The 23,508-nt window shown below is 36.5% G+C and carries 19 protein-coding genes; 2 read left to right on the top strand and 17 right to left on the bottom strand.

Features of this window, described 5'->3' with window-relative positions; genetic code table 11:
• Positions 1-103: 103 nt before the first annotated feature.
• The 13 genes from EL165_RS20635 to EL165_RS20575 all read right to left on the bottom strand — a co-directional run bounded on the left by EL165_RS20635 (position 104) and on the right by EL165_RS20575 (position 17,883).
• Entirely contained in the window at positions 104-454 is a 351-nt protein-coding gene (locus tag EL165_RS20635; RefSeq protein ID WP_002984675.1) for a hypothetical protein, read from the bottom strand.
• Positions 455-519: 65 nt separating this feature from the next.
• Positions 520-1,065, bottom strand: coding sequence for a hypothetical protein (locus tag EL165_RS20630; RefSeq protein WP_002984676.1), 546 nt, complete (start codon positions 1,063-1,065; stop codon positions 520-522).
• 2 nt (positions 1,066-1,067) lie between these two features.
• Positions 1,068-1,439 (bottom strand): hypothetical protein, encoded by a 372-nt coding sequence (locus tag EL165_RS20625; RefSeq protein WP_002984678.1) that lies wholly within the window; start codon positions 1,437-1,439, stop codon positions 1,068-1,070.
• Positions 1,440-1,645: 206 nt separating this feature from the next.
• Positions 1,646-1,969, bottom strand: a complete 324-nt coding sequence (locus EL165_RS20620) for a hypothetical protein (protein WP_002984679.1) — start codon at positions 1,967-1,969, stop codon at positions 1,646-1,648.
• Positions 1,970-2,068: 99 nt separating this feature from the next.
• Positions 2,069-2,419 carry a hypothetical protein gene (locus EL165_RS20615; protein WP_002984681.1) on the bottom strand — a complete coding sequence of 117 codons (351 nt, stop codon included), beginning with the start codon at positions 2,417-2,419 and terminating at the stop codon, positions 2,069-2,071.
• Positions 2,420-2,585: 166 nt separating this feature from the next.
• A complete protein-coding gene (locus EL165_RS20610) occupies positions 2,586-2,939 on the bottom strand; it encodes a hypothetical protein (protein WP_002984683.1) in 354 nt (117 codons plus the stop codon).
• A 17-nt stretch (positions 2,940-2,956) separates the two neighbouring features.
• A complete protein-coding gene (locus EL165_RS20605; protein WP_228370590.1) occupies positions 2,957-6,643 on the bottom strand; it encodes a DUF6443 domain-containing protein in 3,687 nt (1,228 codons plus the stop codon).
• 77 nt (positions 6,644-6,720) lie between these two features.
• Entirely contained in the window at positions 6,721-9,510 is a 2,790-nt protein-coding gene (locus EL165_RS20600; RefSeq protein WP_164720345.1) for an RHS repeat domain-containing protein, read from the bottom strand.
• Positions 9,511-9,518: 8 nt separating this feature from the next.
• On the bottom strand, positions 9,519-11,162 hold the full coding sequence (locus tag EL165_RS20595) for a T9SS type A sorting domain-containing protein (RefSeq protein WP_041462173.1): 1,644 nt from the start codon (positions 11,160-11,162) through the stop codon (positions 9,519-9,521).
• Positions 11,163-11,623: 461 nt separating this feature from the next.
• Complete coding sequence (locus EL165_RS20590) at positions 11,624-13,081, bottom strand: TolC family protein (RefSeq protein WP_002984690.1); 1,458 nt, start codon at positions 13,079-13,081, stop codon at positions 11,624-11,626.
• The gene (locus EL165_RS20585; RefSeq protein ID WP_002984692.1) at positions 13,053-16,244 is read right to left on the bottom strand and encodes an efflux RND transporter permease subunit; all 3,192 of its coding nucleotides are present in this window, start codon (positions 16,242-16,244) and stop codon (positions 13,053-13,055) included. Before EL165_RS20585 ends, EL165_RS20590 begins: the two co-directional genes overlap by 29 nt.
• 21 nt (positions 16,245-16,265) lie before the next feature.
• Positions 16,266-17,348: an efflux RND transporter periplasmic adaptor subunit gene (locus EL165_RS20580; protein ID WP_041462174.1), complete on the bottom strand. Its 1,083-nt coding sequence runs from the start codon at positions 17,346-17,348 to the stop codon at positions 16,266-16,268.
• Positions 17,349-17,496: 148 nt separating this feature from the next.
• Entirely contained in the window at positions 17,497-17,883 is a 387-nt protein-coding gene (locus EL165_RS20575; protein WP_002984697.1) for a hypothetical protein, read from the bottom strand.
• A 656-nt stretch (positions 17,884-18,539) separates the two neighbouring features.
• On the opposite strand from EL165_RS20575, the gene EL165_RS20570 reads away from it, so the two are divergent.
• The gene (locus EL165_RS20570; protein WP_002984701.1) at positions 18,540-18,932 is read left to right on the top strand and encodes a multicopper oxidase domain-containing protein; all 393 of its coding nucleotides are present in this window, start codon (positions 18,540-18,542) and stop codon (positions 18,930-18,932) included.
• 36 nt (positions 18,933-18,968) lie between these two features.
• Positions 18,969-19,403: an META domain-containing protein gene (locus EL165_RS20565; protein ID WP_002984703.1), complete on the top strand. Its 435-nt coding sequence runs from the start codon at positions 18,969-18,971 to the stop codon at positions 19,401-19,403.
• Positions 19,404-19,459: 56 nt separating this feature from the next.
• Here the strand turns inward: EL165_RS20565 and EL165_RS20560 are convergent, their stop codons facing one another.
• From EL165_RS20560 to porM, 4 genes are all read right to left on the bottom strand, one after another.
• Complete coding sequence (locus EL165_RS20560; protein ID WP_002984706.1) at positions 19,460-19,723, bottom strand: SemiSWEET transporter; 264 nt, start codon at positions 19,721-19,723, stop codon at positions 19,460-19,462.
• Between the two features lie 33 nt (positions 19,724-19,756).
• The gene (locus EL165_RS20555; protein WP_002984708.1) at positions 19,757-20,791 is read right to left on the bottom strand and encodes an NAD(P)/FAD-dependent oxidoreductase; all 1,035 of its coding nucleotides are present in this window, start codon (positions 20,789-20,791) and stop codon (positions 19,757-19,759) included.
• A 139-nt stretch (positions 20,792-20,930) separates the two neighbouring features.
• A complete protein-coding gene (gene porN / locus EL165_RS20550; protein WP_002984710.1) occupies positions 20,931-21,869 on the bottom strand; it encodes a type IX secretion system ring subunit PorN/GldN in 939 nt (312 codons plus the stop codon).
• A 22-nt stretch (positions 21,870-21,891) separates the two neighbouring features.
• Complete coding sequence (gene porM / locus EL165_RS20545; RefSeq protein ID WP_002984711.1) at positions 21,892-23,484, bottom strand: type IX secretion system motor protein PorM/GldM; 1,593 nt, start codon at positions 23,482-23,484, stop codon at positions 21,892-21,894.
• Between the last annotated feature and the right edge of the window lie 24 nt (positions 23,485-23,508).

Raw genomic sequence — 23,508 nt, 5'->3', positions numbered from 1 at the left:
AACTTTAGTATTAAAACCACTGCAAAAGCAATGGTTTTAATTCATTTAAGATACGAGCGAGACGATCGCGCCAGTTTAGGGTAGATTATTACCAATAATCGATTCAATATATTAAGTTACCATTTTCATCAAATTCACTTTCTAAATACCCAATTACTTTTTCATAGTTACCACTTAGATAATACATTCCAGAATAATTTTTACCTTGAATAGTTACACCCTTTAATACAATTCCAGAATCATTTTTTAATCCAATAAGTAATTGATGTATTTGTTCTGCAAGCTTATAGTTTTTTTGATTGATAGCTATTCCTTCTCTAATACTATATACTCCAATCAGATTTTCTCTTTCAAAATTATTACTATTACTAATCTTAATTTTATATTTTTTAATATCTCCCAAAAATTTTCTTTCTTGTTTAATCAGACTAAAAACTTCTTCAGTGGTTATCATACTTATCTTTTTAATTAAAAACTTTAATAATAATTTTTTAATGTATCAAAAATTAAAATATTTAGCTAGTGGATCTTAAGCCGTATATATTTTTTTATTAATTCGTTATCACCAACGTCTAAATATTTTTCAATATAAAAGTTATCCTTATCAAATTGAAAATATAAATCAACTAATCTGTAGCAGGAAATAATAAACCAACTTGATTCTTCTTTATTTAAGTTTGAGCTTAGAACATTAAAACTTTTTTCAAAGAAAAGTTGTTCGTGTTTTTTTAAAAAAAAATTATTAGTGTATAGAAAGTCTATATAACTGTATATAGAATATTCTTCCTTATTTTTAATAAGATCATCAATTATTTCTAAATACAATGACAATATAAGGTTTCCAACTTTTTTCACAATATCTAACTCTTTCTGAGAACTATCAAATATGTTATATAAATCTACAATATATTGTAGCCTATCATATTCTTTTGAATTATCAACAACGAAATGTGATAATTCAGTAAAAAAATTATTAGGATTATTTAATAATATTTTTTTATAATCTTCAATTTGATCATCATTATCATTATCAATTATTGAAATAAATGAATTAAAATTTTGCATGTTTATTTTTTTATTGAAATAATTTGTGGTAATCCTATAATGATTGAATTAAAAATTGCTGTGTTTCGACCATAAAAGGAAAAGTTATAATCACCATCTTCTCTCTTTTTAATAGGTAATCCTAATTGTTCACTTTGCCTCATTGTTGTTCCTCTGGCAGGAAGAGAAATATTTTTAAATATTTCATAAGTACCTCTTGGGACAGTATATTGAACAATAATATCATATTGATCAGAATATCCAAAGCTAAAACTTGCTTTTTGTGCATATTCTAACCTTCGTATTACGTATGGTCCTTCTCCCATCTCTATTCCTGAATCATTTAATCGTTGTGTTAAATATCCACCTGCTTTACTGTACTCATTATATGACATTGCTCTATAAAAATATTCAAATTCTGGCTCTGATTCATCAGCCGTAGTTGTAATAGGAATATCAATAGCACTCGTAATCGGTTTAGAATTTGCAGAAAAGCCACTGTCTCCATAATGTTTTTAAAATTAGAGCATTGAAAATCAATACTCTAATTTATTAAATACACGTTTGGAACATTACCCAAATATCCATATTTCTTTAATTTCTAATTGGAATTGTTTTCAGTTGGAAATGTAAAATCAAAAAAAACCTTCGAATAATCTTCTGCAAAAACAAATAGCCTACTCGTAACATCATATCTTACAACAACAAATTTTACATATTCAATAGATTCATTTTTAATTAAAAGTAAGTTATTTAAAATATTAGATGTTAATTCTTTTATACTTTCGCTTTTAGCTAATTTATTTCTTCCTTTATAGGACATAATCATATCATCCAACAATAAAGGGTGATTTGAGTATGAGATTTCAAAATCTTCTAATTCAGGATCATATTCTTTTATTTTAGAATAAATTAATTCTTTCATTTCTCTACTAACAATTTATTTTGTTGTCTAACTATAGGATAGCACATTATACTTAAAGACGCAAGTAATATGCTCTTCCTTAACAAAGGATATTATTTTTTATTGATTGATATCCCGCCATAATATTCCTAATATTTGAGTCTCTTTGTCATTGATAAATATGGTAAAATCCTTTTTGTTATAATCAAAATTGCTAATAATTACTTTTTTATTATCAAATTGATTAAGATTATTTAATAAGTCATCATAGCCTTGAATTTTTAGACTTTCATTTACAGTATTATTGATTTCATTTCTTACTGTATATATAGAATTTGCCTTATTTTTATCAATAAGAATATATTCAAGTTTATCTATGGAATTTAAATAATTATATATGGTTGCACATAAATAATTATCACTTTGCTTTTTAAATAAATTTAATATTTTTTGAAAATTGCTTGTTTCCATTTATTTTACGACTATTGGTGTTTCTCCTATTACTATTCCAGGGATCAACATTTTTTGTTCATATTGCCGTTACTTTATAATTTTCAGATTATAAAACCACTGAAAAACAGTGGTTTTAATTAATTTGGAGATAAGCTGTACAAAAATCAGCTTGGAGTAACTATTATTATTTCATTAAATTAAATTCGTTATCATCAATTTCTCTATCTAAATATCCAATAACTTTATCAAAATTTTCACTCAAATAATATATTCCATAATATGTTTTTCCTAATAAGCTCACTAATCTTAATTTATTTCCAGTATAATTTTCCAGGTTTAAGATCAGAGTACCCATTTCATCAGACAACTTATTATTTCCTGTTCGAGTAGCAGTATACTGTCTAATTTTATATACTCCAATCAGATTTTCTCTTTCAAAATTATTACTATTACTAATCTTAACTTTATAGTTTTCAAAAGTTTCTAAAAATTTCCTTTTCTCTTTAATTAAATTAAAAATTTTTTCTTCAGTTAACATATTTTGAGGTTTTATTTTTATCTGGGTAAAACATACTCAACTTTCGCTCCATATACTACGCCTGGAACCAACCATTCCGCTTCTTGTGGATTATACGGATTAGGGAGTACTGTACCAACTTTAAATTGTTTAGAAATGATAATTCCTGGAATTCCATTTTCATACATTGCTACGCCTGTAGCAAAATCTCTAGCAGATTCTTTACTTGTACTCCAACTTGTCCAGATACTTAAATTATCTCCTCCGGCGTGTGCTTCCATGTCACTGTGAGGTCCCCAAGTTGCAGCAACTTGTCTGTAACCATTTGGTATAGCAATACCTTGTGATGCTTCAAAATACATAGAGCCTTTAGCTTTCGACGAAACTCCTCGATACAATGTAATCATTTCTCCTGGCTCTGATTCATCAGCCGTTGTTGTAACAGGTACAGTTAAAGGTAAATCCCTTGTCCAGTTATATTCTGGATCTTTCATCATGACAGGTGTTAACACAGCTCCTAAAGTTACAGCTCCAACCGCTACCGAAGTTGCTTCTAGAGCTGAAAAAAATTCTGCAATTCGTATTGGCTCTCCAACTTCAACTACCCTGGAGACCTCAGCTCCTCTTGTAAGCGTTAAAATATCAGCCCCTTTATTTCTGCCAAACAAACGATCCCACCAATTGCTTACTCTTCCCCAGAAACCAGGTTTTGGATCTTCTCCAAAAGCACGACCAAATCCTGTAAAGGAGCTTCCTCCCGAAGTTTCAGAACTTGTAGACATTGTTGCAACATACGCTCGGAAAGCCTGTTGTGCAGCTTCTCCTGAATAAGAGATATCATTCCCATCCGGATCAATCACCATCACAGGATTGTTGACGGCATAGTTATAGGGACTCCATGCGCTGTATTTCTCAGACATGGCATCCATGGCACCCCATCTTCCCAAATCGGGCATCAGCATCCTGGCGCCGTAATCATACATCCCGGTTTCCTGAAGTTCTTTGCCGTTGTATTTGTAGCTGTAAAAGCTTCCAAAACCTGAAGTACTGAACGCCCCTGAAATATGGTTCAGCCCAAAAGGATAATAGTTGTTGGTATCAATAATTTCAGGAGCGCCTGTACTGCTTTTGGCAAAGGTTACCCTGGCATTTCCAAGGTGGTCTCTGTACTGGTAAATATAGCGGTTTTCCGTGAAACTGTAAAAGCCTTCTGCGGTGGCTACAAAATCCAGTTTCCACTCCGGGGTTAGAGTTCCGGGAAATACGAGGGATGCACTTTTATAGGCCTGCTGTTCATAGGCACTTTCTGTTCTGCATTCCAGGCATATTCCACCTCCTTCCGTGTAGCTGTACTGGAAGCCGTCCAGATAATCTGTGATACGGGTGGTGGTAGATCCCCTTGGCGGAGCACTGGAATAAGTTTTACGGAGCTTGGTTCCATCTGCACGGTAAAGATAGCTCACTGTACTGTTCAGCAGCTGCCCCAATCCGTTGGTCTGCTGCATGCTATAGCTGTTGGAAAGGTTCAGATGGTTGTATTGAATCGACTGGATTCCTTTATCCAGCATATCTTTCATATTACCGTTCAGATCATAGGAAATGGTATTGTTTCCGCCTTCATATCCAGTGTCGTTCAATGCATTTTCTGTCACTTTGGTTAAACGGTTTCCGGTATAATTGTAGATCAGGTCATCTACCTGAGCAGATGTTGTACTACCGCTTGCAGGGAAAGCATTTCTTTTTAATGTTTTAATGTTTCCGTTCAGATCATAGGTCAGGTGTTCATTATAATTATTATTAAAAGGTACAGTGGCATTGGGCTCGGAATATACGGCATCCTGAAGCCTGCCCAGTCCGTCATACGCATAGTTATACCGTTTCAGTACATCTTCGGAAGCATTTTTCCAGTCGATCTCCGTAACATTTCCTGTAAATCTTCCCGGGGCAATATTCGGGTTCACAGGATTGAAATATCTCATTTCATATCCAAACAGCTTCCCATTAAGATGGGAAGGATCATTGATTTTGGTCAGCCAGCCTCTGATATTGTAGGTATAATTAATATTCTGAAGAGGTTGTGAAAGAGTTGTTCCGCCCAGTTTTTTGTTTTTCAGCTGTGACAGTTCATTATACTCGTTCTGTACCAGAATTTCTTCAGGATTGGTATCCACCTGGTGTTTATGCACCAATAACCTGTTTTGGTGGTCATAGGTGAAAGTCTGGGTGATTACTTTTTCAGGATCAGAGGCCAGCCTTTTGTGATACGCTTTGCTCTGTCTGGTGACTCCGGCAAAATCAATATCCAGTTCTGTTCTGGTATATCCTCCAAGGTGATTTTGAGCGTATGATCCTATGGTTCTTCCTTTTTCATCATAATAATTATAGGTTTTTGTCCAGGCATTGTCTTCCACATTTCTGATATAAGAGGCCAGTAAAAGACTTTTCGTCGTTACAGAAGCCGTGCCTTGTCCGGGTTGTTTCAAGACCGGTTTACCCATAATGGAAACGGGGGTCGTGATTCCGGAGGGAAGAGGCGGATAGGTATCATAATAATTAACACTTAAAATAGTCATACCTTCCGTCGGAAAAGCATTTTTTGTGTAATAAATGCTTTCACCATTCTGGATAATCGGGGTTGTATTATTTCTTTTTTCATTATTTCCCGGATTCACAGACATAGTGTTGATCGTGGTCTGTATATCAATTCTGGAAGCTGTACTCGCAAAGAAACCGGTATACACCACTCTTCCGAACTCATCGTATTTGGAGAACATCCAGCCTTTGGCCGCAAAATTATTCTGGGTACTTCCCAGGACAGCATCCTGTGAAGCTACCAGCCTGTTCTGCCTGTCATACACCATGTATTCCCATCCTTTACCGGGAAGTTTTTTTTCTACCAGCCTGTTTTTACTGTCATACTTATACTGATAACATGTATTGTCAACTGCTGAAGAATTCAAAGCTGCAGCTGATGCGAGTGGCGGGATCACATAGGCCAGTTGTTTGTAATCGTTGTATACGTAATAAGTATCGGCATTTTTTACGGCATCTATTACTTTTCTGGAAAGTACGGTCTGGCCGGTGGCATCTTTAAACTCAACCACTTTGTGACCATCTTCATCGGTAACCGTATTTTTAACGAGCTTACCGGCTGCATATTCTGCGGGTGTGTACTGTAATTCGTTTTTGTATAATTTTTCCGTCGGATCCCAGCTGACTGTTACCTGATAATTTTTGACATGATCGGCAGCCGTGTTGAGATCATAACCCAATACTACCGCTTTGCCATTCCAGTCGTTTCCAATTGGTTTCTGTTGTAAGACCCTCTCTAACGGGGAATTTTCAAGATTTTTTTCTGTATAGGTTTTTTCACCCGAATAGATACCAGTAGCATCAGCCACAGGAAAAGGAACCATTCCCGGAGTCTGGGGATAAACAGCTCCATTGGAAGTGGAACTTTGAGGAACCGCAAGATAGGTTCTGGTCTGCCTCCCCAGATCATCATATACAACAGGGGTTACGATGTCTTTTCCTAAAGGCGTTGCTTTCACACTCACAACCTGTCTGGGTCTTCCCAGAAAATCAAAGTATTGTACTGTTTCTGTTTTTTTGCTGCAGTCTTCATTCAGACAGTCTGTCGAGGATATATAGTTTTCCGTGGTTGTTTTCTGAGCCTGTAAAAAGACAGCAGAAAAAAGACCGGATAGTAAGAGTATTTTTTTCATCTTAATAGAAATACAAGGGGTTAGAAATAAGAAGTCAGGATGCAGAATTCTTGTTTTTAAATGCTCATTTTTCATGATCAATGTCCGTAGTTATATTCATATTTCTTCAGTGCTTTTCCTGTTTCATCTTCTATTTTTTGCAATCTTCCTGCTGCATCATACTGGTAAACGGCACGAACTCCCGTAGGAGGGGTCATGGTTTTCATTCTGTTTAAGGAATCAAACAGATAGGTAGTGACCTGGTAATTGCTAAGGTTTGTATTATTCCTGAAAGCATCAAGGGAATTCTGGAGATCCTGTTCGGAAACGATTGCCATATCGGATTTACTGATGATATCGGAAACATAAGGAGCAATCTGGCTGTATGCGGCTCCTTCTATTTTCGCAATTGGCTGTGTTTTGTTGTAGCCCCAGACCACGGAAACCGTTATTCCGTCTTTAGTGGTATACTCTTCCAGGTTTCCCTTTGCATCATAGCGGCTGAAAATTACTTCGGAAGCCACAGAATTCTGAGAATCGTAAGAAACAGCTGAAGAGGGATATTTGTTTCCCGGATTGTCATACTTGGTTTCTGTTCTTGACAGCAATTTTCCTGTATCCGAAGCATTTTTCTTTACTATAGTGGTGATGTCTAACGGAAGACCTACCATATTGGCATCAATGAGCTTTTGATTGTTTTTGTCTAAGGCATACTTATACGTGGTTTCCTGAATACTGCCGTCGAAAGAAGTATTCCTTTCCAGACTTGTTTTATAATTGCTTGTATTTTTTACTGTTTCAGTCGTAGTTTGAATACTCCCCGAATTGAATATGCTTTTTGATGTTACTTTTTGATTTTTGATCCAAGCCGTTTTCAGAAAAAAGTTGGCCCCTAAATTTATGGGTGTTACCAGGTATCTGGGACCAGGGAATTCCTCAAAAGTATAATCGAAATTATCTTCTGTCTGTTTTTGATTGGTAGCATTATATACTTCTTTTTTATCCAGAAGACCTTCCCTCATAATATTATAATTAGGCCATAATGGTCGATTAGGTTCCTCAGTAGGCTGTGTCGGGTAAGCATCTACTGTTTTAAAATAATATTTGGTATATCCTGTATTATTTCCGTGAGAAACTTTTACATTTTTATAAATTGTTACAGGATTAGCAGGAACTACACCACTTTCTGACTTTCCTAATACACTGCCTCCATCTACAAAATAGCCACTTGAAACATCAGGATCATCAAATGTATTGTACTCATATTCTTCAATTCCTGACGGAACTGAAGCATCGTTTACATTATTGTAATCCAGATCAAAGGATTTAATATTTTTAATTCTTAATGCGGATGCAGTAGGAACCTTGATGGTAACCTCAGAAGGAGTCCCATCATAGTAGAATGCCCTGAAATTTACAGAACCACTAAACGTTGCATTGGGAACTGCAGATGATAACGTAATATAATATTCACCTGCGGTAAGTGTTCTGGATTGTACTGTTGGGTAATTTGGGTCTGCATCAACTACAGGTCCTACTGTATAGGGCATTATATTATAATTATCTCCGACTTTTTTAAAAAAAGTTAATGACCAAGGGTAGCCTGAAATCTGATTTGCGTAGATTTCTATATTTAATGCTTTATCCTGGGGAATTGTAAAGAAATATTTTTTTGTATTGGCATTAAACTGATTAAAGGATATATTGGCAATGTCAACCTGCGGAGGCATAACCGTTGTGAGCGAATCTTTAAATGCATAAGGGATTTCTTCAAAATTATATTCAGAAACCCCACCTGTAGGCAGCTTTATTCTTAATTTATTGAAATAACTCTGACTTCCGCCTGAAGGTAAGCTATAACCCTGATAGTCAAAACTTGTTTTTTCAATATCATTTTCATAGCTATCTACTTGAGTAAAAGAATCTAAAGTACGATCGGAATTATATGAATAATTAAATTTATATTTTTTAATAAATGCATTCCTGGTATTCTTCAGAATAATATTATCAATGCTGAAGATGTCATTCTTTTTATTGACGAATTTATTTTTGGTATAATTAATTTCTACAATTCCGCGGTCTTTTACATCTATACGGCTCAGTTTATTGGTTTGGGATTCTGCAGTCTGGGTTCCTGTAATATATTTTATATCTTTCAGATACGTATATTTTACCAGCTCCTGATCATTTTCATCTAATATAGAGGTTAAGTAAAATGCACTTCTATATGTTTTATCAACATAATAGCTGCCCAAATTCGGATGATCCCAACTCCAGACATTCATCATCGAAATATTATAGTCCTGAAACTTATATTTAATTCCCTCATCGCTGGTTATCGTGAAAGAGTCCAGGATTAATGTAGCGCTATTATCTGTTCTAGTATATTCGATCTTGGAAGTATAGGGACTTAATGCTATTATCCCAAACGTATTCCCGGCAACGTTTCTTACAATTCTGAACTTCCCGGATTCTCCCGGGATATTAAAATTATAAATATCATCAAATTCATTTTTTATATAATGATGGAAGGTTGCATCATCAAATACCTCATCAAAGTCATATAAAATCTCTCTGGAAACAACCCCTGATCCCAAAATTGACCATCCTTTTCCTACTTCACTTACCCAGCTGTCTTTGGAAATGTTTCCTACATGATAACTCAGTCCCAGATTGATGTTGACAAATTTATTATTTGTTGGCAGATTAATTAAAGGATATAATATATTGGGAACTCCTGTTTGTAAAGAGACTGGAACATTTTTGTAGGTAGTTAATGACGATACAGAAGGAACTGGCTGGGTAACTCCCACATTGTGGCTTTGTGATTGGCTGTAATATATATTAAAGCTTAATATGCATATTACAAGTAAAAATATTTTCTTCATTATTTGCATTATTTCTTAATCAGTTTAGCATTCGCCGTTTTATTGGTATCCGTTTTTATAGTAATAAGATAAGCCCCCTGAACCAAAGCCTGGGTATTAATCTTAGTCACTTTATTCTTGGTTTTTACACTTTGAAGCTGTCTTCCGCTCATATCATACAACAGAATATCTGCATCTTTAAAGTCAAGACCAATTTCTACATAAGCATAATCTGATACTGGATTAGGATAGATTTTAATATCATACTTTTCAATTAACTGGTCTACTTGTTTGTCTCCCAGCTTTACAATCTTCCAGTTTTCTTTACCCAATTCTTCTGCACTCGTTCCAGCCAGAACAATAGAACCATCTCTGTTCAGCTTTAAATCGGAAAGCCTTTCTTCCTTCTTTCTGGATTCTCCTTTTACATGTTTTCTCCACTGCTCGTTTCCATTCTGGTCAAGGTATAACATCCAGAAGGTTTCATCATCTGTTTCTATTCTTCCTTCTGCCTGGGTATAGCCTCCCAGCAGAATGCCTTTAGACTTCCCGCCTCCATCTTCCTGCTTCCCGCTTATTACACTCATTCCCATCAGGATGTCACGGTTTCCAAAATTGTAAGATTTCTGCCACTGCTCATCTCCTCTCTCATTTAAAGCAATCAGCCAAAGGTCTGTCCCTTCTTCAATGCCTACCGTTTTATTACCTGATCTTTCTGACCTGGATTCTCCACCAATTATAAAGCCAGTTGACGTTAAAGCCAGGTTTCTCAAATGATCATCCCCTTTTCCTCCGAAATTCTTTTCCCATTCTACTTTCCCGTTTTTGTCCAATTTCACAATCCAATAATCACCCTCACCAAAGTTTTCAGTTTGTTTCGAGTTGCGGGATACGGAATTTGGGTTTTGAACGTTTGATGCAGAACCCGCATCTCGCATCCCGGAACCTTGTTCAGAACCAGAAACACGAACCTCGGAACTTCTTGAATAAATCCCCAGTAATGCTCCACCATCTCTCGTTGGAATCATCTTCTCTACTTCGTCTAAACCTTTTCCGCCTAAAATTAATTGGGAGAGTTCTTTTCCGTTTTTATCGAGTCTGATAATCCAGACATCTTTAGAGCCATAGCCTTTTACTGAATTCTGTACGTTTCCGGCAACAAAAAATCCTAAATCAGTAGTCTGGATAACCGCTCTGGCTTCTTCATCAGAAGAACTTCCCAACGTTTTCTGCCATAATTCATCCCCAAATTCATTGATTCTGATCAGCCAGATATCGGAACCGCCTTTGGAATCCTCTTTTTTATCTAAACCTTTTCCGGAATATGAAGTTCCTGCTAAAAGAAATCCACCATCTTGTGTAGTAACAGTGGCGGAAAGATAATCATGGTTTTGTCCTGAGAAATATTTTTCCCAGACCTCTTCTCCCTGCTGGTTCAGTTTGATAAGATGAAAATCGTAACCGTAGTTTTGCTTTTGGCTGCTGGCTGCTGGCGATTGGCTTTTAGACTGTATAGAACTTCCTGTGATAAGATACTGCTGATCGATGGTTGTGGTAACCTGGCTTAGAAAATCCTGGGTAGAGGATTGGATGTCTTTCTGCCATACCACTTCCTGGGCATGGATACCCAAGGCCGTACATAGGATAAATGCACTGAGAGAGATTTTTTTCATTCCCGTGTTTTTTTTAGTTAACATTGTTATTATGATAGATAGATCCGGTTTTTTAATGGTATATTCCTAGGATCAGACTCCATTATATATTGATAATTTTTCAAAACTATTGAAAATTATATTCTTTTAGAGTAAAGAAATATTGTATTTCATATGTATGAAAATGTGTACACATTAAATTGATTTTGAAGACTTTAAAAGTAAATTAAGAATATTCTCCGAATGAATATAATTGAATAAAAATTTCATAGTTATTGTTTTTTAGCCATAATTTGACTGGGTTATAAAACTTTGCAAATTTAACATTTTTTAACAAACCTGTCTGACCATAAATTTAATTTAATACAAAAATATTTCTTTACAGCGACAGAACCTGTCGCATTAAAAATAAAAAAGGGCCAACTCAAAAGAATTGACCCTTCCAAAAAACATTAACTGTTTATTGATAGAATTATGATGTTTTATTTCCAGCCGCCACCTAAACTTTTATAGATGTCAACTACTGTGCTGAGCTGTTTCTGTTTTGCCTCAATAAGTTCCATTTTAGCATCCAGTGCATCTCTTTGGTTCAAAAGAACTTCAAGATAATCTGCTCTGGAATTACGAAACAACTGATTGGCAATATCAATAGACTGATCCAGGGCTTTCGTTTCCTGAGACTTCAGTTGATAATACTGGTCTATATTTTTAACCTTCGACATCAGATTCGCAACGTCCAGATAAGCATTCAGAATAGTTTTGTCATATTCATACAAAGCCTGGATTTGTTTTGCATCTGCTGTCTGGAAATTAGCTTTTATCGCACTTTTGTTGATCAGCGGTCCTGCCAGTTCACCAGCCAGATTGTAAGCAATTGATTCCGGCATTTTAACAAGGTATGAAGGTTTGAAAGCCTCTAAACCTAATGTAGCCGAAATTTCCAGGGAAGGATAAAATTCTTTTCTTGCTGCTTCCACATCCAGTTTTGAAGCCTTTAATTCCAGTTCTGCCTGCTTGATATCCGGACGGTTAGCCAACAGCTGTGACGGAATCCCTGTATATACTGTCTGGGGAATAGTAGACATAAAGTTTTCTTTCGTTCTTACGATAGGCTGTGGATATCTTCCCAGCAAAGCATTAATTTCATTTTCCTTCTCCGTGATCTGCTGACGGATGGTATATTCTGCCGCTTTGGATTTTGCCAGTTCTGCTTCAAATTTCTTCACAGCAAGTTCTGTTGCAGCAGCAGCTTCTTTCTGAATTTTGGAAATTTCCAATGCCCTTTGCTGAAGCTTGATATACTGCTGTATAATATCCAACTGGTTATCAAGTGCCAGCAATTCATAATAATTATCCGCAACTTCTTCAATAAGATTAGACAGGACAAAGTTTTTTCCTTCTACTGTAGAAAGGTAATGAGCTACGGCAGATTCTTTTTCGGTTCTGAGTTTTTTCCAGATATCAATCTCCCAGCTCGCATTTAAGCCTGCTTCAAAATTTCCAAGCGGATCCGGCATTTCCTTACCCGGCTCTATTTCTGTGGTAGCATCTCCGGCTCCTTCGCTGGTATAGCGACCGGATTTTTTCAGCCCGGCTCCTACTCCTGCAGAAACGGTTGGGCTCAATCTTCCCTTTTTAGCTAAAACACCACTTTTAGCAATCTCAATCTCCTGAAGAGTGATCAACAGCTCCTGATTATTTTTTAAAGCCGTTTCAATCAGGGTTACAAGGTTAGGATCCGTAAAAAACTGTCTCCACGGTGTTGTTCCGCTGTTATTGTTAGCATCCTGCTGCTCTTCCTGATTAAAGTTCTGAGGAATATTTTCTTTTACCTCGTCTTTTATAACAGTCGCCATCGGCGCCTTACAGCTTGCAAGTACAAGCGATAAGGCAATGGCTGTGATTATATTTTTAGTCTTCGAATTTTCCATCATGTTCATAAGGTTCAGTTTGTTCTGTTAAAGGATTCTCTTCTTCATATCTCGCCAATCGTGACTTATCAGCAATGGTTCCGAAGATATAATACAATCCAGGGATAATCATCAGCCCGAAAACAGTTCCGATTAACATACCTCCCGCTGCTGCTGTACCAATCGTTCTGTTACCAACTGCTCCCGGCCCCGTTGCAATTACCAACGGAATCAATCCGGCAATGAACGCAAATGAGGTCATTAAGATCGGACGGAAACGTATGGCAGCTCCTTCAATAGCTGCCTGTGCTACAGGAATTCCTTCCTCTGCCTTCTTCTGTACGGCAAATTCAACAATTAATACCGCGTTTTTACCCAGAAGTCCAATCAGCATCACCATTGCCACCTGTGCATAGATATTGTTTTCCAAACCTAAAAGTTTTAAACATAAAAAGGCTCCGAAAATACCTACCGGAAGCGATAAAATAACCGGTAACGGAAGAATAAAGCTTTCATACTGGGCAGAAAGGATCAGGTAAACAAATCCTAAACACACCAGGAAAATAAATACCGCTTCATTTCCACGGCTTACTTCATCTTTGGAAATCCCTGCCCAGTCGATACCAAAACCTCTCGGAAGTGTTTTATCCGCAACTTCCTGAATCGCCTGGATCGCCTGACCACTACTGTATCCAGGAGCAGGTGTTCCACTTACCTGTGCAGAATTATACATATTATGTCTTGTCATTTCAGACAGTCCATACACTTTTTCAAGTCTCATGAAGTCTGAATAAGGAACCATCTGGTCTTTATCATTTTTAACATACAGTTTCAACAGATCTGTCGGTAAAGCCCGGTATTGTGGTCCGGCCTGAACAATCACTTTATATGGTCTGTCGAAACGGATGAAACTCGTCTCATAGTTAGATCCGATCAATGTAGATAGGTTATCCATCGCTTTTTCAATCGTTACTCCTTTTTGCTCCGCAAGATCATTGTCTATCCTAAGCATATACTGCGGGAAACTTGCAGAATAGAAAGTAAATGCCGATCCAAGCTCCGGACGCTTTTTAAGTTCTTTCACAAAGTCGTTACTTACCTGCTCCATTTTGTGATAGTCTCCACTTCCTGCTTTATCTAACAAACGAAGCTCAAAACCTCCTGCAGCTCCATATCCGGGAACGGAAGGCGGCTGGAAGAATTCAATATTGGCTCCCGGAATATTCTTGGCCTTTTCTTCGAGTTTTTCAATGATTTCGGCAGCAGATTCTTTACGCTCCTCCCAACTTTTAAGGTTGATCAGACAGGTTCCTGAGTTGGATCCGGTACCTTCGGTCAGAATCTCGTACCCAGCAAGAGAGGAAACGGACTGTACTCCATCAATATCTTCTGATTCTCTCAAAAGCTCTCTGGCAATCTGATTGGTTCTTTCCAATGTAGATCCCGGAGGTGTCTGAATAATAGCATAGATCATCCCCTGATCTTCAGCCGGAATAAATCCGGATGGTAAAGAGTTGCTGAGGAAGAATGTGCATGCACAGAATGCTAATAGTAATGGTAACGTTATTGTCTTTTTCGTAACTGTTTTGTTCAACAGTTTTTCATATCTCCCTGCTCCTTTTGTAAACAGGTTATTGAATTTATCAAGGAAAAGTGTAACCGGAGTTTTCTTTTTAGCTTTTCCGTGATTATTTTTAAGGATCAAAGCACACAATGCCGGTGTCAAAGTAAGGGCCACAACCCCTGAAAGGATAATGGACGAAGCCATTGTAATGGAGAACTGGCGGTAAAATACCCCAACCGGACCGGACATAAATGCAATCGGAATGAATACGGATGCCATTACCAGTGTAATAGCGATAATTGCTCCACTGATCTCATGCATTGCTTCTTCCGTTGCCTTTAACGGGGAAAGATGCTTTTCTTCCATCTTGGCGTGAACGGCCTCAATTACTACGATCGCATCATCTACTACAACCCCGATCGCCATTACCAGGGCAAAGAGTGAAATCATATTCAGGGTAATTCCGAAGGCAGACATTACCGCAAATGTTCCTACCAATGAAACCGGAACTGCCAGTGCAGGAATCAATGTAGAACGCCAGTCACCCAGGAACAGGAATACTACGATAGCAACCAGAACGAAGGCCTCAAATAAGGTATGAATTACTTTTTCCATAGAGGCATCCAGGAATCTGGAAACGTCATAACTGATCTCGTAATGCATCCCCTTAGGAAAGTTATTTTTCTCAAGATCCTTCATCAATGCTTTTACATTTTTAATAACGTCGCTTGCGTTCGATCCGTATGACTGTTTTACCGTAATCGCTGCAGAAGGTTTTCCGTTCAGTGTAGAATAAATATCATACATGGAACTTCCGAACTCTATATCAGCCACATCTTTCAGCCTTACAGACTCCCCGTTCGGTTTTGCTTTCAGAATGATGTTTCCGTAATCTTTCTCATTATTATAACGTCCCGGATATTTTAATACATATTCAAAGGACTGAGAACGTTTTCCCGAACTTTCTCCCGTTTTACCAGGAGAAGCCTCCAAACTCTGCTCATTCAGAGATTCCATTACTTCATCAGCTGAAATATTATAAGCTGTTAATCTGTCCGGTTTAAGCCAGATACGCATTGCGTATTCACGGGTTCCGAGGATATCAGCAAAACCAACACCACTTACCCTTCTCAACTCAGACATTATATTAATATCTGCATAGTTGAAAAGAAATTTCTGATCGGCTTTCGGATCATCACTATACAGGTTAATGTACATCAACATGTTAGGCTCCTCACGGGTAATTTTCACCCCTTCACGTACTACCAGAGGAGGAAGTTTATTAACAACAGAAGATACACGGTTCTGAACGTTTACTGCCGCTACATTGGGGTCCGTCCCCAGGTCAAATACTACCTGGATAGACGCTTCTCCGTCATTTCCGGCATCTGATGTCATATATTTCATACCGGGAACCCCGTTTAGCCCTCTTTCCAAAGGGATAACAACGGATTTAATCAACAATTCGTTGTTTGCTCCGGGATATTCTGCGGTAATATTTACTTTGGGTGGAGAAATGGATGGAAACTGTGTCACCGGAAGTTTTACCAATGACAATATCCCCATAAATACAATAATCAATGAGATTACTATGGACAGAACTGGTCTGCGAATGAATTTTTTAAACATACTGCTTCATTTTAGAGACCACTACTCTGCTTTTAATTTCAATGATTGAAGAACTTTCTTAGGATCCTGGAACTTTGTTTTCAACTTTTGATCATCCTTTACTTTCTGAACTCCTTCAAGCAGGATCTGATCTCCTTTTGAGATTCCTGAGCCTACCACATAAAGATCCGGAAGTTCATAAGCTACTTTGATATTTCTGGATTTTGCCACTCCGTTTTTGTCAACAACAAATACGTATTTCTGATCCTGAATTTCATAAGTTGCTTTCTGTGGAATGATCAGTGCGTTATGAACAGGCATTGACATCTGTATTTTACCTGTTTCCCCGTTTCTTAAAAGTTTGTCTGGATTAGGGAATTTAGCACGGAACGCAATATTTCCTGTTTCGTTATCAAATTCTCCTTCGATAGTCTGGATTTCTCCTTTCTGTGTGTAGGTTTCTCCGTTTGCAGTAATCAGAGATACCTGGTTGCTGCCTCTGTCTGCTGCATGAGTCTGATAACTTAAGTATTCCGGTTCGGAAACATTGAAATAAGTATAAATGCTTGTGTTATCTGATAAGGAAGTCAACAGATCACCTTCATCCACTAAACTTCCCAGTTTCAGAGGAATTCTGTTGATAACCCCCGAAAACGGTGCTTTAATATCGGTAAAGGAAAGGTGGATCTGAGCCAGCTTCATTTCTGCGTTTGCAGCATCCAGCTTGGCTTTTGCCATTGCTCTTTCGTTTTTAGAAACGATGTTGTTTCCCGCTAATGTACTTGCGTTTTTCAGCTCAATAGAAGCCTGTTCTACTTCTGCTTTTGCTTTTAATAATTCTGCCTGATACAATTTAGGCATAATCCGGAATAGTGTCTGTCCCGCATGCACGTATTGACCTTCATCGACAAAGATTTTTTCCAGGAAACCTTTTTCCTGGGCTCTTACTTCAATGTTCTTTACAGATTGAATCTGGGCTACGTATTCTTTGTTGATTACAGTATCCATGACTACAGGGGATGTCACCGGATATACGGTAACTTCTTCTTTTTCTTCTTTTTTCTTATTGCAGCCAACCGCCAGCAGAAGGGCACTCAGCGCAATTCCCGAAGCAACTCTTTTTATCATAATTCTAGAGTTTATATAAATCGTTAATGTTTTGAATAGAAATAAACGGTAATAAAAGGGGTACGGTGTGCTGATTACCAACAATACACAACGTAAAGTATCTCTACCTGTAAATCAGGCAGAAAAAGAATAAATTGTTTGAATTTTAAATTCTGATGGAACGAATCAGAATAAATCTTTTGGTGGCAAAACCAGGAATAAAGCCATCAATATCGGGTCTGAACCGTTTGTAACTTTTTAATCCAAAAATATAGACCAGGCTGAAAACTCCGGCAAAAACAACAATAGCCTGCCATACATCAGAAAGCTGGAAATCATTTTCGGTAAGTTCTAAAGTGGAATTGTCTACATTGTCGGCCATCTGCTGAACGGAAAGCTTTTCAAAAGTCTGGTTCAGGCGGTTGGCTCTTTTGGGCATATGATGAGAAACATGACCGGTGTAGTCATTTCGGAGAGTTTTAACGTTGAGCCTGCTTTCCACTACAAACAGCAGAAAAAGACCGGTTAAAAAGTATACTATAAAGTTTCTCATTTTGAAGTTGCAAATGTACACCCAGTTTATGATATTATCATAGCAGATTAACAAAATTTAACTCTCCTTTAAATTAGCTGAATAAAAAAGTTTGAAAAATAGTAAACATTTCCTTTATTCAGGCATAATCCGGGCAATTCTGAATATCACCTGTGCATCTTCGAATTTTCAAATATTAAGCCACATTTTTAATTTAAGGAAATTTTAATTTTAAAGTTGTTGCTTTTTTGAACATTCAGAAATCTGTTAAGCTCTGGTTTGAAAATATTTTTTTGAAATTAAAATCAAAAATATTAAAACCTAAACTTTATCATAATTTTAGATTATTAACATTAACTTATTGTTCTTCTCTTCTTTTTGAATTATTTTTGCCGAAAATTGACACACCAATGAGAAATGAAGAAAAAAAATACACTATTCTACTGGAAACAAGTCCGTTAAAAATCCTGAATTAACAATAGCTATACTCAATATTCACTAATAAATTATTACTTCCTGTTTCGTGAATAATGTTCAAAAATCGGTGAGTTAAATTAATATGGATTTAAATTTTACGTTACTTTATGTAAAATTAACACATTTTTATTAAAAATATTTGTAAATTTATATAGCATTAACACCACAATTCATGAAACACTTTAAAATCACTTATCACTATGAAAAAATTATTATTCCCGGTCCTTTTTGGATTGACCATTGTTTCCCTAACAGCATGTAAACATCCCGGAAAGGAAGCTGAAACCATTACTGTTGCTACCCCGGAAAACACAGATGAGATCACAAAAAATGTGTATGTTGACAACTATGGAGAAAAAATAGAAGTAACGATCAACAACACTAAAAATACAGCCACAATACATTTAAACGGCAAAACTTTTGACCTCAAAAAGAGTGATGCATTACCTGAATATACAGCCTCCAATGAAGAGTATCAATACTCTGATATTAAGGGCAATATAACTTTCCTGAAAAAAACTGCAGATATGGTCCTGTTTCATGTTAAACAGTCAAAAAAAGAGTCCGGACCTGCAAAAATGGCATCGTATTAGCATAGGGAAAAGCATTCATATTAAAAAATAAGCATTATGAAAAGTTTATATTATTATTTATCGGCACTTGTTATCGCAACATTTTTGGTTGTTTCCTGTACTACACAAAACGCACAAAAACCAACTAATGATATTACAGGAAAAACCTGGAAACTTACTGAGTTGAACGGCAAACCAATAGAGCTGAAAAATCCTAAAAACAATCCTTATTTCAAGCTTGAAATGAATGGAATGAGATATGAAGGAAATGCAGGATGCAACGGTTTGGGAGGTACGTTTGAAATCAAACCTGAAGTGATGAGAATTAAGTTCAATCAGGGAATGTCTACGATGATGGCTTGTGAAGATCTGGATATTGAAAACCAGTTTACCAAAGCAATTCTTGCTGCTGATAATTATTCTGTAAATGGAAATACTCTTACTTTAAACAAAGCCAGAATGGCTCCTTTAGCTAAATTTGTTCTTCAGTAATTTTATATTATTACATAAAATATAAAGACGCCTCAATGTATGGGGCGTCTTTTTTATTATTTCCTTTTCTTATTGTACAGGATATAACAAACTAAAAGACTTATATTCACCAAAACAGCAAATGAATTTGATAGAATAATAGGAAGCTCATCTTTTTTAAATCCATACCATACCCATAGTGACAGCCCTGAAATAAGGACTAAAAGCATGAGCAACGAGATATCTTCCACATTCTTTTCTCTGATCACTTTTACCAACTGGGGAATCATGGAGACAGAAGTAAGAATCCCGGCCACTATACCTAATACATTTTCATTCATAATTGTAAACTTTGATATCTGTACTAAGATACATTATTGAAATCTGTTCAATGATACTTCTTCATGCAATGGAACATTTTCTTCAATAAAACGGAATAAATCCCTCGAAAAATAGCAGCCATTCAGGATACCACGAGCTCCCAGTCCGTTAAAAACATACAGATTGCTGAATGTCTGATGCCTGCCGATAATTGGTCTTCTGTCTTTTACTGTCGGACGGAATCCGAAATGTACTTCTTCCACTTCAAAATCATACGGATAAAATTCAGAGAGCCCATTGACTAACTGTGCCACCGCAGATTCATCAATATGGTGGTGAAGCTGCTCCCGATCGTATGTTCCTCCGTAAAAATATAACCCATTTCCGGTTGGAAACAAAAAGTGTTTTTTCTTAATAGTGATATTTTCGGGAATCGGTTGAGAAAGTTTCACTTTTATATGGTGTCCTTTGTTCGGATTTACTGTAATTTCAGAAAAATATGGATTATCTTTTACTCCCATGCCTTCGCAGAAGATTATATTTTTGAAGCTAAAATCCTTATAGACCGATTCAGAAGGGTTCAATTTCGTATAATCAAATTTTTCTTTGATCAAATGACCATTTTTTTCAAAATAACTGAATAGACCACTGAAAAAACCATTGACATTAAGTCTGGCAGACTGATTCACCTTTCCGGAGAGAAAATCGTTTTTTACTACGTTTAAGCGATCAAAATTTTTGTCAAGGAAATCTGATAATTCTTCATTTTCCGATTTTTTAAGCCAGAGATTCTGTTCGTTCTCATCATGAAAAATTCTGTGGATTGGAGCATTGATCAGGTAATTTTCTCCGGTATAGGATTCTATTTCCTGAAGACTATCTTTCAGAAAATCTATTTGTTCCTGTGCTTTCCAGAATGTAGTAAACTTTTTTAAAACTACCGGATTGATAATTCCTGCCGAAACCTGAGAAGCACTTTTTCTTCCTTCGGAAAAGATCACAAAAGATTTGTTATTTTTAATTAGCTGATGAGCCAGAAAAAGTCCCGCATATCCGTCTCCAACAATAATATAATCTACATTTTTCATATGAGAAATTTCATTTATTTAAAGGTCATATGTAATCGCCTATTTCATTGATTGTTGATCGGTAATAAACAAAGGGCGATTTCATAATAAAAAAACCTGAGTAAAAATACTCAGGTTTTCTATAAATATCAAGTGAAATCTAGTAATTCCACATATCATTTTCCATTTCAAGAATCTGTGCTTTGATTCTGTCACTTTCTTCCAGCTGCTCATCTGCATTTTTAGGAATATAGTCTTTGATAACACCATCTCCTAAACCGCTTGAAGATTTATAGATAATAGAAGAAAATCTTCTTGCATTAATAACATCATCGAAAGATAGATCAGCAGACGAATTTTTTCTGTTGAAAACATAATTGTTTGCTAAAATATCACGAGCACTTGGGTAATAAATCCAGAATAAATCGATCAATTCATCAGCTCCGGCCAGAGGCTGGCCGTCAGGACCAATTCTTCCGACAGATGTAGGATCCGGACCCATAGCAGCGATACCAAGTGGTCTGTACTTCATCTGACCATCCCTTTTATCGATAAACCACATACCCATTATTTTAAGAACTTTTACTTTATCAGTAGTAGTTCTGATGATATCTGTAAGTCTTTTCTTCTCGTCTTCTGTAAGTGTTCTTCCAGAGTTCAGGATATCGATAGCTTCTTCGTCAAGTCTTACACTTTCCAGTCTTTTCTGAATGGCTTCAGGTGAAAGTCTTGTAACAAAGTTTTCATCATCATAAACTTCTTTGATGTCTCCTTTAAGAGCTCCATCAAGTAATAACTGATATAAAGATCTTGTAGAACTTGAAAGAAGACCATCCGGATTATCATAATAGAACGGCTGGTTGATCTTATCATTCATATCAATGATTTCCCAAACAAACATACTTTTGTAAATATCCTTGTCATCAACGAAACCATATTCAAGAGGCTTTACTTTATTGCTGATAACAGTATCCCCTGCTTTTCTCATTGATTCAGCTCTCATCTGTCTGAATTCCTCAGGAGAAGCAGCATTCAGAATAGTTTGGGAAAATGCGAATCCCGAAACTAAAACGAAAAGGGTGCTAATATATTTTTTCATAATATGATTTTACAAATTAACCTTATTGAACATTAATAATTACAGGTGAAATTTCCTTAAGCCTTTGGATTCCAAGTCCTGTAGCTGTCGCCTGAATATCATAGATCTGAACTACATCACCAGGTCTAAGGTTTCTAAGCATACCTTCTGCTCCTGATAATGAGCTACCCTGAATCAGAGTACCTGCTTTTCCTGGAAGCTTAATAATAAAGCTGTTAACAGTGAATGAAACAGGGAAATCAAAGTCTGGTAAAGTAGCAGTAACAATCTGGTTAGGTATAGAACCTGCCGGCATAAAGTTTACAGCTTTACCTCTGATCTGACCTTGTGGTCTTGGGATATTCTTAATTCTATATTCAAATACCTGAGAAACTGTTTTACCATATGGATCTGTTCCTGATAATGTCAACTTCACTACATTTCCTGTAGTAGGAGTAACATTCCATTTACCCTGACCTGTGCTCTTCACAGTAGCTCCTGCTGCAGATAATGAAAGTTTAGAATTGTCAGCACCTAAGATTGATCCTGAAACAGGGTTCTCAAGTCCTCTATACATTACATTCATCTTATCAGCAGAAAGCAATAATCCTTTTTCAAGTTTTACTTCTCTTGGTCCTGCAATTACATTATAAGTATGTGTCCAAGGGAAAGACTGTGGTTTCCCTGAAGCATCTGTTAATGTAATAGTTCCTCCTAGTTTATGTTCACCGATTCCGGAACCTGAAATCTGCATGATACCTTTACCGTTTTCAACTTTGCTTACTCCAGAAATGCTGATCTTGTTACTGTTAGAATAAGTTCCCAACATTACTTTTACTTCAGCCTGTTTTCCTGCCTGGATATCTACCGGACCTGAAACAATAGGCTCATAGCTTGAGAATTTGATATTCGCATCTACTTTTTCCTGAAGTAATAGTGCCAATGCATCCGACTGAACGTTTCTGGCATCATTTTGGATAATTTCCAGATTAGATATTGCAGCGATTAACGGCTGATGGTAAAATTTATTCTGGAACCATGTCTTTTCATTTGGAGATGTTCCTTTAGGATACTCCGCAATAAGAGACTTATTAGCTCTGGCTACTAAATCCTGTAACTGAGAATTGCTTCCAAAAGTAGTATTGATGTAGTTTCTTACGTCATCAATTTTAGCTTTCAGATCTAATGCATTCTTCGAAGGGGTATTTTCATCTCCTTCTTTAAAGAAGTATTCAGTTGTTGCTTCATTGTTGTTCAATGCAGCAAAGTTCTCACTTACATCAATATCTTTTCCTGTTTTAGGATCTTTGTCATGAAACTCAGATTGTTTCTTCAACAAATCTTTAACATCCTGAGCAGATTTTACTAACGCATCAATTTTGGTTTTCAATACTTTGTACTGAGCCCAAGGCTGTGCGTAGGTATCCGGAACCTGCTGAGCCTTAGCTTCCAAAGTTCTTTCAAAGATCTTCTCGTTTTTTCTTTCTGTTAAAGTTCTGGTTTCATTCAATGCTCTGGTAGAGTCATAGTATGATCTGATGATTTCTGCATCAATATTTAGGGCCATCATCGCGATGAAAACCAAATACATCAGGTTGATCATCTTCTGACGAGGGGTCTGTTTTCCTTGTGCCATTCTCTTTTCTTTGTTTTTAATTAA

This window comes from Chryseobacterium gleum (assembly GCF_900636535.1).
GTDB classification, from domain to species: Bacteria; Bacteroidota; Bacteroidia; order Flavobacteriales; family Weeksellaceae; genus Chryseobacterium; species Chryseobacterium gleum.
This window is presented reverse-complemented; position numbering and strand designations above follow the sequence as displayed.

What these genes read in the sequence shown, in the direction of transcription:
- EL165_RS20635 (WP_002984675.1), bottom strand. Translation starts at nt 454, where the DNA reads ATGATAACCACTGAAGAAGTTTTTAGTCTGATTAAACAAGAAAGAAAA.
- EL165_RS20630 (WP_002984676.1), bottom strand. Translation starts at nt 1,065, where the DNA reads ATGCAAAATTTTAATTCATTTATTTCAATAATTGATAATGATAATGAT.
- EL165_RS20625 (WP_002984678.1), bottom strand. Translation starts at nt 1,439, where the DNA reads ATGTCATATAATGAGTACAGTAAAGCAGGTGGATATTTAACACAACGA.
- EL165_RS20620 (WP_002984679.1), bottom strand. Translation starts at nt 1,969, where the DNA reads ATGAAAGAATTAATTTATTCTAAAATAAAAGAATATGATCCTGAATTA.
- EL165_RS20615 (WP_002984681.1), bottom strand. Translation starts at nt 2,419, where the DNA reads ATGGAAACAAGCAATTTTCAAAAAATATTAAATTTATTTAAAAAGCAA.
- EL165_RS20610 (WP_002984683.1), bottom strand. Translation starts at nt 2,939, where the DNA reads ATGTTAACTGAAGAAAAAATTTTTAATTTAATTAAAGAGAAAAGGAAA.
- EL165_RS20605 (WP_228370590.1), bottom strand. Translation starts at nt 6,643, where the DNA reads ATGAAAAAAATACTCTTACTATCCGGTCTTTTTTCTGCTGTCTTTTTA.
- EL165_RS20600 (WP_164720345.1), bottom strand. Translation starts at nt 9,510, where the DNA reads ATGAAGAAAATATTTTTACTTGTAATATGCATATTAAGCTTTAATATA.
- EL165_RS20595 (WP_041462173.1), bottom strand. Translation starts at nt 11,162, where the DNA reads ATGAAAAAAATCTCTCTCAGTGCATTTATCCTATGTACGGCCTTGGGT.
- EL165_RS20590 (WP_002984690.1), bottom strand. Translation starts at nt 13,081, where the DNA reads ATGAACATGATGGAAAATTCGAAGACTAAAAATATAATCACAGCCATT.
- EL165_RS20585 (WP_002984692.1), bottom strand. Translation starts at nt 16,244, where the DNA reads ATGTTTAAAAAATTCATTCGCAGACCAGTTCTGTCCATAGTAATCTCA.
- EL165_RS20575 (WP_002984697.1), bottom strand. Translation starts at nt 17,883, where the DNA reads ATGAGAAACTTTATAGTATACTTTTTAACCGGTCTTTTTCTGCTGTTT.
- EL165_RS20570 (WP_002984701.1), top strand. Translation starts at nt 18,540, where the DNA reads ATGAAAAAATTATTATTCCCGGTCCTTTTTGGATTGACCATTGTTTCC.
- EL165_RS20565 (WP_002984703.1), top strand. Translation starts at nt 18,969, where the DNA reads ATGAAAAGTTTATATTATTATTTATCGGCACTTGTTATCGCAACATTT.
- EL165_RS20560 (WP_002984706.1), bottom strand. Translation starts at nt 19,723, where the DNA reads ATGAATGAAAATGTATTAGGTATAGTGGCCGGGATTCTTACTTCTGTC.
- EL165_RS20555 (WP_002984708.1), bottom strand. Translation starts at nt 20,791, where the DNA reads ATGAAAAATGTAGATTATATTATTGTTGGAGACGGATATGCGGGACTT.
- porN (WP_002984710.1), bottom strand. Translation starts at nt 21,869, where the DNA reads ATGAAAAAATATATTAGCACCCTTTTCGTTTTAGTTTCGGGATTCGCA.
- porM (WP_002984711.1), bottom strand. Translation starts at nt 23,484, where the DNA reads ATGGCACAAGGAAAACAGACCCCTCGTCAGAAGATGATCAACCTGATG.